The sequence below is a fragment of the Bacillus sp. T2.9-1 genome, assembly GCF_950097965.1.
Lineage (GTDB): Bacteria > Bacillota > Bacilli > Bacillales > Cytobacillaceae > Niallia > Niallia hominis.
Genome location: NZ_CATNHG010000013.1, coordinates 97,143 through 102,862, shown reverse-complemented (window position 1 = coordinate 102,862; position 5,720 = coordinate 97,143). Strand labels below are relative to the sequence as shown.

The 5,720-nt window shown below is 39.4% G+C and carries 8 protein-coding genes; all 8 read right to left on the bottom strand.

Going from position 1 to position 5,720, the window contains the following annotated elements:
- Positions 1-180 precede the first annotated feature (180 nt).
- The 8 genes from rplS to QQZ16_RS02165 all read right to left on the bottom strand — a co-directional run bounded on the left by rplS (position 181) and on the right by QQZ16_RS02165 (position 5,058).
- Positions 181-525, bottom strand: coding sequence for a 50S ribosomal protein L19 (gene rplS / locus QQZ16_RS02200; RefSeq protein WP_031534450.1), 345 nt, complete (start codon positions 523-525; stop codon positions 181-183).
- Between the two features lie 194 nt (positions 526-719).
- Positions 720-1,466 (bottom strand): tRNA (guanosine(37)-N1)-methyltransferase TrmD, encoded by a 747-nt coding sequence (gene trmD / locus QQZ16_RS02195; protein WP_284561042.1) that lies wholly within the window; start codon positions 1,464-1,466, stop codon positions 720-722.
- Positions 1,466-1,984 (bottom strand): ribosome maturation factor RimM, encoded by a 519-nt coding sequence (gene rimM, locus QQZ16_RS02190; RefSeq protein WP_031534446.1) that lies wholly within the window; start codon positions 1,982-1,984, stop codon positions 1,466-1,468. The genes trmD and rimM overlap by 1 nt, the downstream gene beginning before the upstream one ends.
- A gap of 11 nt (positions 1,985-1,995) precedes the next feature.
- The gene (locus QQZ16_RS02185; RefSeq protein ID WP_235247690.1) at positions 1,996-2,373 is read right to left on the bottom strand and encodes a YlqD family protein; all 378 of its coding nucleotides are present in this window, start codon (positions 2,371-2,373) and stop codon (positions 1,996-1,998) included.
- Between the two features lie 297 nt (positions 2,374-2,670).
- Entirely contained in the window at positions 2,671-2,901 is a 231-nt protein-coding gene (locus QQZ16_RS02180) for a KH domain-containing protein (protein WP_031534442.1), read from the bottom strand.
- A gap of 11 nt (positions 2,902-2,912) precedes the next feature.
- Positions 2,913-3,185, bottom strand: coding sequence for a 30S ribosomal protein S16 (rpsP, locus tag QQZ16_RS02175; protein WP_031534440.1), 273 nt, complete (start codon positions 3,183-3,185; stop codon positions 2,913-2,915).
- A 175-nt stretch (positions 3,186-3,360) separates the two neighbouring features.
- Positions 3,361-4,713, bottom strand: a complete 1,353-nt coding sequence (gene ffh, locus QQZ16_RS02170) for a signal recognition particle protein (RefSeq protein WP_284561041.1) — start codon at positions 4,711-4,713, stop codon at positions 3,361-3,363.
- Positions 4,714-4,725: 12 nt separating this feature from the next.
- A complete protein-coding gene (locus QQZ16_RS02165; protein ID WP_031534436.1) occupies positions 4,726-5,058 on the bottom strand; it encodes a putative DNA-binding protein in 333 nt (110 codons plus the stop codon).
- Positions 5,059-5,720: the final 662 nt, after the last annotated feature.

Below are 5,720 nucleotides of genomic sequence, written 5' to 3'. Positions count from 1 at the left end.
CTTTTTTAATGCTTAATTTTTTCCAGCTACCGCGCTCTCGCTTGGTGGCCTTTTTGTCTAGTTGGAGGACGCGTCCCCCAACTAGACAAAAAGGATATTTATTCTCCCACAAACATTTTACTCATACAGTAAGATATAAAAAAGAACTTGTTACAAGAACAAGCTCTTTTTTGGTAACAATTATCGAATTTCTTTAATACGAGCTTTTTTACCACGTAGGTTACGTAGGTAGTAAAGTTTCGCACGGCGTACTTTACCGCGACGGATAACTTCTAGCTTCGCAATTTTAGGTGTGTGAACAGGGAATGTACGCTCAACGCCAACTCCGTAAGAAACTTTACGTACTGTAAAAGTTTCGCTGATACCACCACCACGACGCTTAATTACAACACCTTCAAATAACTGAATACGTTCACGAGTACCCTCAACAACTTTCACGTGTACACGTACAGTGTCACCAGGACGGAACGAAGGAAGATCAGAACGAAGTTGTTCTTTTGTAATTTCTTCTATTAATTTTTGCATCGTTTTCAACTCCTTCCAACAGACGCTCTTGCACTCATAATGGAGACCACTTGCAGCGGAACATCGTTATAAGACTCTTCACAGAAATCCATCTGTTTAAGTCACAAGTGTTATCTTAACATAAAACTATAATAACAGCAATATTTTTTCTAAAAATAATAGAACTTTGCTATTTTTAATATAATTGTATTATGTTAACTTGGATGATGTTGCTTTTTTAACTCATTTACAAGCTTTTTCTGCTTCTCTGTCAGCGGATAATTATCTAGTAAATCCGGACGTCTTTCAACCGTTCTTCGGAAAGATTCCCTTTCTCTCCATTCATCTATATGAGCATGATTTCCAGATAACAGTGTATCCGGAACCTTCATACCACGAAAATCAGCTGGTCGAGTGTAATGAGGATGCTCCAACAAACCAGTGCTAAACGAATCATTTACATGGGATGCTTCTTTCCCCAGTACACCTGGCAATAGCCGTACAACACTGTCAATGACAACCATTGCGCCCAATTCACCGCCAGTTAGGACATAGTCACCAATGGAGATTTCATCTGTTACCAAATGCTCTCTGATTCTTTCATCATATCCTTCGTAATGACCACAAATGAAGATTAAATGCTCCTCTTTGGCCAGTTCTTCCGCTTTTGCTTGCGTGTATCTTTCTCCCTGAGGACACATTAGAATGACACGAGGCTTGGTTCCTTCCTTTTTTGCTGTTAATGCACCAACAGCGTCAAATATCGGCTGGGGCTTTAATACCATTCCAGCACCTCCTCCGTACGGATAATCATCAACGGTTTGATGCTTATTATCAGCGTAATCGCGAAAATTCACGACATTGTACGCAGCTTTTTCGCCTTCTTCTGCCTTCTTTAAAATAGAACTATGAAGAACCCCTTCGAACATCTCTGGAAATAATGTAAGTACATCAATCTTCATTAAGAAAACAGCCCTTCCATTGGCTCTATTACAACTAGTTTTTCTTGCACATCTACTTTCATCACTACTTCTTCGATATATGGAATCAAGATTTCATTTTTATCTTGGCCTCTCACAACCCACACATCATTCGCTCCCGGTGTTAAGATTTCCGTAATTTCTCCAAGCTCTTCCCCTTCTACGGTTACCACTTTACAACCGATAATTTCATGAAAATAATACTCATTTTCTGCAAGTTCTCCAAGAAAGCTCTCTGGCACCTTTAAAAGGCCGCCCTTCATAAATTCCACATCATTCACATTTTCATAGCCTTCAAATGTAAGCAGATTGAAGTTCTTATGTTCTCGATGGCCTTTAATTTTCAATTCAAGCGGATTCGCTTTATCTGTCTGAAAAAAATAAATCGTATTCCCAATTTTGTAGCGTTCTTCTGGAAAATCAGTACGAGAAATAACACGAATTTCTCCTCTTATCCCATGTGTATTGACAACTTTACCAACATTAAACCATTTCTCCATTGCATTCACCTCTATCGAATATCAACCACTGTTCCATCTTTTACAATAATTGACTTATTTGTATTTTCCCAAGCCTGCCCCACCTGAACATCAACAACAGCCATTACTTCTTGCTCCTTGATTTCTGTCCCTAATGGTAGTATATGTAATTGATTTAATTGAAACTCTATCGTTTTTTGTTTCTCTAATTTATTTGTAACTTCCTTTCGAAAAAAACGTTTAATTTCCGAACCAGAAGGGTGATTTTTCAATTGTTTTCTTTCTTCAAAATGAAGCTGTTGTACTTCTTTTTCTAGTTGCTCTATTTCTTGCCGATATCGTTCAGAAATGGACTTTCGCGTTTTCTCTGTTAAAACTTGTTTTACTGTTACAGACTGAAGAATCTTCATATACTTCCTCCTAACAGATGACAACCTTTGTACATACTACTAACAAGGTAACATATATTGCATTTTTCGTCTAAATACAAGTAAATTATCAATCATTTTACCAACACTACAGCTACTTCTGAAGAAATGCTAGCACTTAAGTTTACTATATCAGCCAATGTAACATGTTTATCAGCCAAAATAATTATTTATCAGCCAAATCTCCATCGATATCAGCCAAAGAAGCGCACTAATCAGCCAAACCCATATTTCTCCTAAAAAACAAAGGAAGGAGGGTTCCCCCTCCTTCCTTTTCATTTAATCTCTAATATCAACAATAATTTTCTTTTGTTGTAATGATCCTGCTGCATAAACAATCGTTCGAATGGCTCTCGCTACTCGCCCTTGCTTCCCTATTACCTTTCCTATGTCATTCTCGTTGACAGAAAGCAAGTAAGTGATACGATTATCCTCTTCTGTTACAGTTACGGCAACTTCCTCTGGAAAATCAACAAGGGGCTTAACAATCGTTTCTATAAGCTCTTTCATTGCATCAAAAATTATTTAGCGTTTTTGATATTGTGGAATTTTTCCATAATACCTTGGTTAGAGAATAGGTTACGTACTGTATCAGATGGTTTTGCACCATTTTGTAACCATTGTAGAGCTTTATCTTCGTTGATTTCCACGATAGCTGGGTTTGCTACCGGATTGTAAGTTCCTACTGTTTCAATGAAACGTCCATCACGTGGTGAACGAGAATCTGCTACTACGATACGATAAAAAGGAGATTTTTTTGCTCCCATTCTTTTTAAACGAATTTTTACTGCCATTTAATATTGCACCTCCGAATAGTTTCACACAAGATAGTATATTATCAGATACTCCAACACTTTGTAAAGTGTTTTTTCTTGTCAGTGTTAAAAATCTTTATTTACGCCCTCTAACAGTCTGTTTTCGCCCAATTTCAATGGACAAACGAAGCCAATTTTATATAAAAAACTGTCGTTAGAACGGGTTGAAAGGTAATTTTAATTTACCTTTTTTCTTGCCCTTTTGACCCATATTGGTCATTTGCTTCATCATTTTTCTCATGTCATCAAACTGTTTTAAAAGTCGATTTACTTCCGGAACGGTTCTACCGCTTCCTTTTGCAATACGCTTTCTTCTGCCAGAATTGATGATCTCTGGATGTTCTTTTTCTTGCTTAGTCATGGACTTAATGATTGCCTCTACATGTGCAATTTGCTTTTCGTCCACTTTCATATTGTTTAAGCCTTTGATTTTGTTCGCACCTGGCATCATTTTAATTAATTCGTCAAGTGGTCCCATGCTTTTCACCTGGCTTAAGGAATCAAGAAAATCGTCAAAGGTAAATGAATCTGTTTTCATTTTCTTTTCTAATTCTCTCGCCTTTTCTTCATCCACGTTTATTTGCGCTTTTTCGATTAAGCTAAGCACATCACCCATTCCTAGGATTCTAGAAGCCATTCTCTCAGGATGGAATGTTTCAAGCGCGTCCATTTTTTCTCCCAAACCAACAAATTTAATTGGTGTGTTTGTAACAGAACGTATGGAAAGCGCAGCACCCCCACGTGTATCACCATCAAGCTTTGTTAAGACAACTCCCGTTAATCCTAACTGCTCGTTAAAGCTTCCGGCTACATTGACAGCATCTTGCCCTGTCATTGCATCGACAACAAGTAATATTTCTTCTGGGTTTGCAAGTTCTTTGATTTGCTTTAATTCATCCATTAGGGCTTCATCTACATGAAGACGACCTGCTGTATCAATTAATACATAATCATGATGATCTTCTTTCGCTTTTTCAATCGCTTGCTTTGCAATTTCAACAGGACTAACTTGGTCTCCTAGTGAAAAAACTGGAAAATCAAGCTGTTTTCCTAATGTTTGCAATTGCTTAATCGCAGCAGGACGATAAATATCTGCAGCTACTAATAGTGGATTACGATTATGTTTTTTACGCAGTAAATTTGCAAGCTTACCAGTGGTGGTTGTTTTCCCCGCCCCTTGAAGTCCGACCATCATAATGACAGTTGGAGGACGTTTACTCACACCAATTTTGCTTTCTTCTCCACCCATTAATTCCGTAAGCTCTTCTTTTACTACTTTAATAACTTGTTGTCCAGGAGTTAAGCTTTTTAGCACTTCCTGTCCAACTGCACGTTCACTTACTTTTTTGACAAAGTCTTTTACCACTTTAAAGTTTACGTCTGCCTCAAGAAGCGCAAGACGTACTTCACGCATCATTTCTTTTACATCCGCTTCATTTACTTTCCCTTTTCCACGGATTTTTTGCATCGTGTTCTGCAGTCGGTCAGCTAAACCTTCAAATGCCATACGTCAGCCTCCTTAATCTAATTTCTCTAGTTCCTCTACTGCCTCTCGCAACGCAGATATAGATAAGGTATCATGTTCTAGCATTTTTTTCATCTTTTCAAAAAGAACTTGACGCTCTTGAAATTTCTGAAGTAATAATAACTTATTCTCATATTCTTCTAGCATTGCTTCTGTACGTTTAATGTTGTCATACACCGCTTGACGGCTTACATTGTACTCAGCAGCAATCTCCCCAAGAGAGTAATCATCCAAATAGTAAAGAGACATATAGCTTCGTTGCTTCGGTGTTAACAACGACTGATAGAAATCAAATAAATAATTCATTCTCGTTGTTTTCTCAAGCATCGAATAATACCCCCGTGTTAAGTCAAAAGCCTTTACATCGACTATTTTACACACCAGAAAAAAAGATGTCAAGAAAATATCTTTACAAATTGAAAAGCGGAGGGTGCCCGTTTAGGGGCGTGTGGGGTGGAGCGACGATTCCTGAGATATAGGAAACACAGTGAACGGCAGTGAACTGATGTTGACTTATCGTAGGGTAGCATCGGGAAGCCCATCAGCCCCTGGGCACCCGGAGCTGGACTAATTGAAAAGCGGAGGGGGCCCGTTTAGGGGCGTGTGGGGTGGAGCGATGATTCCTGAGATATAGGAAACACAGTGAACGGCAGTGAACTGATGTTGACTTATCGTAGGGTAGCATCGGGAAGCCCATCAGCCCCTGGGCACCCGGAGCTGGACTAATTGAAAAGCGGAGGGGGCCCGTTTAGGGGCGTGTGGGGTGGAGCGATGATTCCTGAGATATAGGAAACACAGTGAACGGCAGTGAACTGATGTTGACTTATCGTAGGGTAGCATCGGGAAGCCCATCAGCCCCTGGGCACCCGGAGCTGGACTAATTGAAAAGCGGAGGGGGCCCGTTTAGGGGCGTGTGGGGTGGAGCGATGATTCCTGAGATATAGGAAACACAGTGAACGGCAGTGAACTGATGTTGACTTATCGTAGGG

Excerpts from the sequence above, each read along its gene's own strand:
- rpsP (WP_031534440.1), bottom strand. The coding sequence starts at position 3,185 with ATGGCAGTAAAAATTCGTTTAAAAAGAATGGGAGCAAAAAAATCTCCT.
- rimM (WP_031534446.1), bottom strand. The coding sequence starts at position 1,984 with ATGGAGAAATGGTTTAATGTTGGTAAAGTTGTCAATACACATGGGATA.
- rplS (WP_031534450.1), bottom strand. The coding sequence starts at position 525 with ATGCAAAAATTAATAGAAGAAATTACAAAAGAACAACTTCGTTCTGAT.
- trmD (WP_284561042.1), bottom strand. The coding sequence starts at position 1,466 with ATGAAGATTGATGTACTTACATTATTTCCAGAGATGTTCGAAGGGGTT.
- QQZ16_RS02180 (WP_031534442.1), bottom strand. The coding sequence starts at position 2,901 with ATGAAAGAGCTTATAGAAACGATTGTTAAGCCCCTTGTTGATTTTCCA.
- ffh (WP_284561041.1), bottom strand. The coding sequence starts at position 4,713 with ATGGCATTTGAAGGTTTAGCTGACCGACTGCAGAACACGATGCAAAAA.
- QQZ16_RS02185 (WP_235247690.1), bottom strand. The coding sequence starts at position 2,373 with ATGAAGATTCTTCAGTCTGTAACAGTAAAACAAGTTTTAACAGAGAAA.
- QQZ16_RS02165 (WP_031534436.1), bottom strand. The coding sequence starts at position 5,058 with ATGCTTGAGAAAACAACGAGAATGAATTATTTATTTGATTTCTATCAG.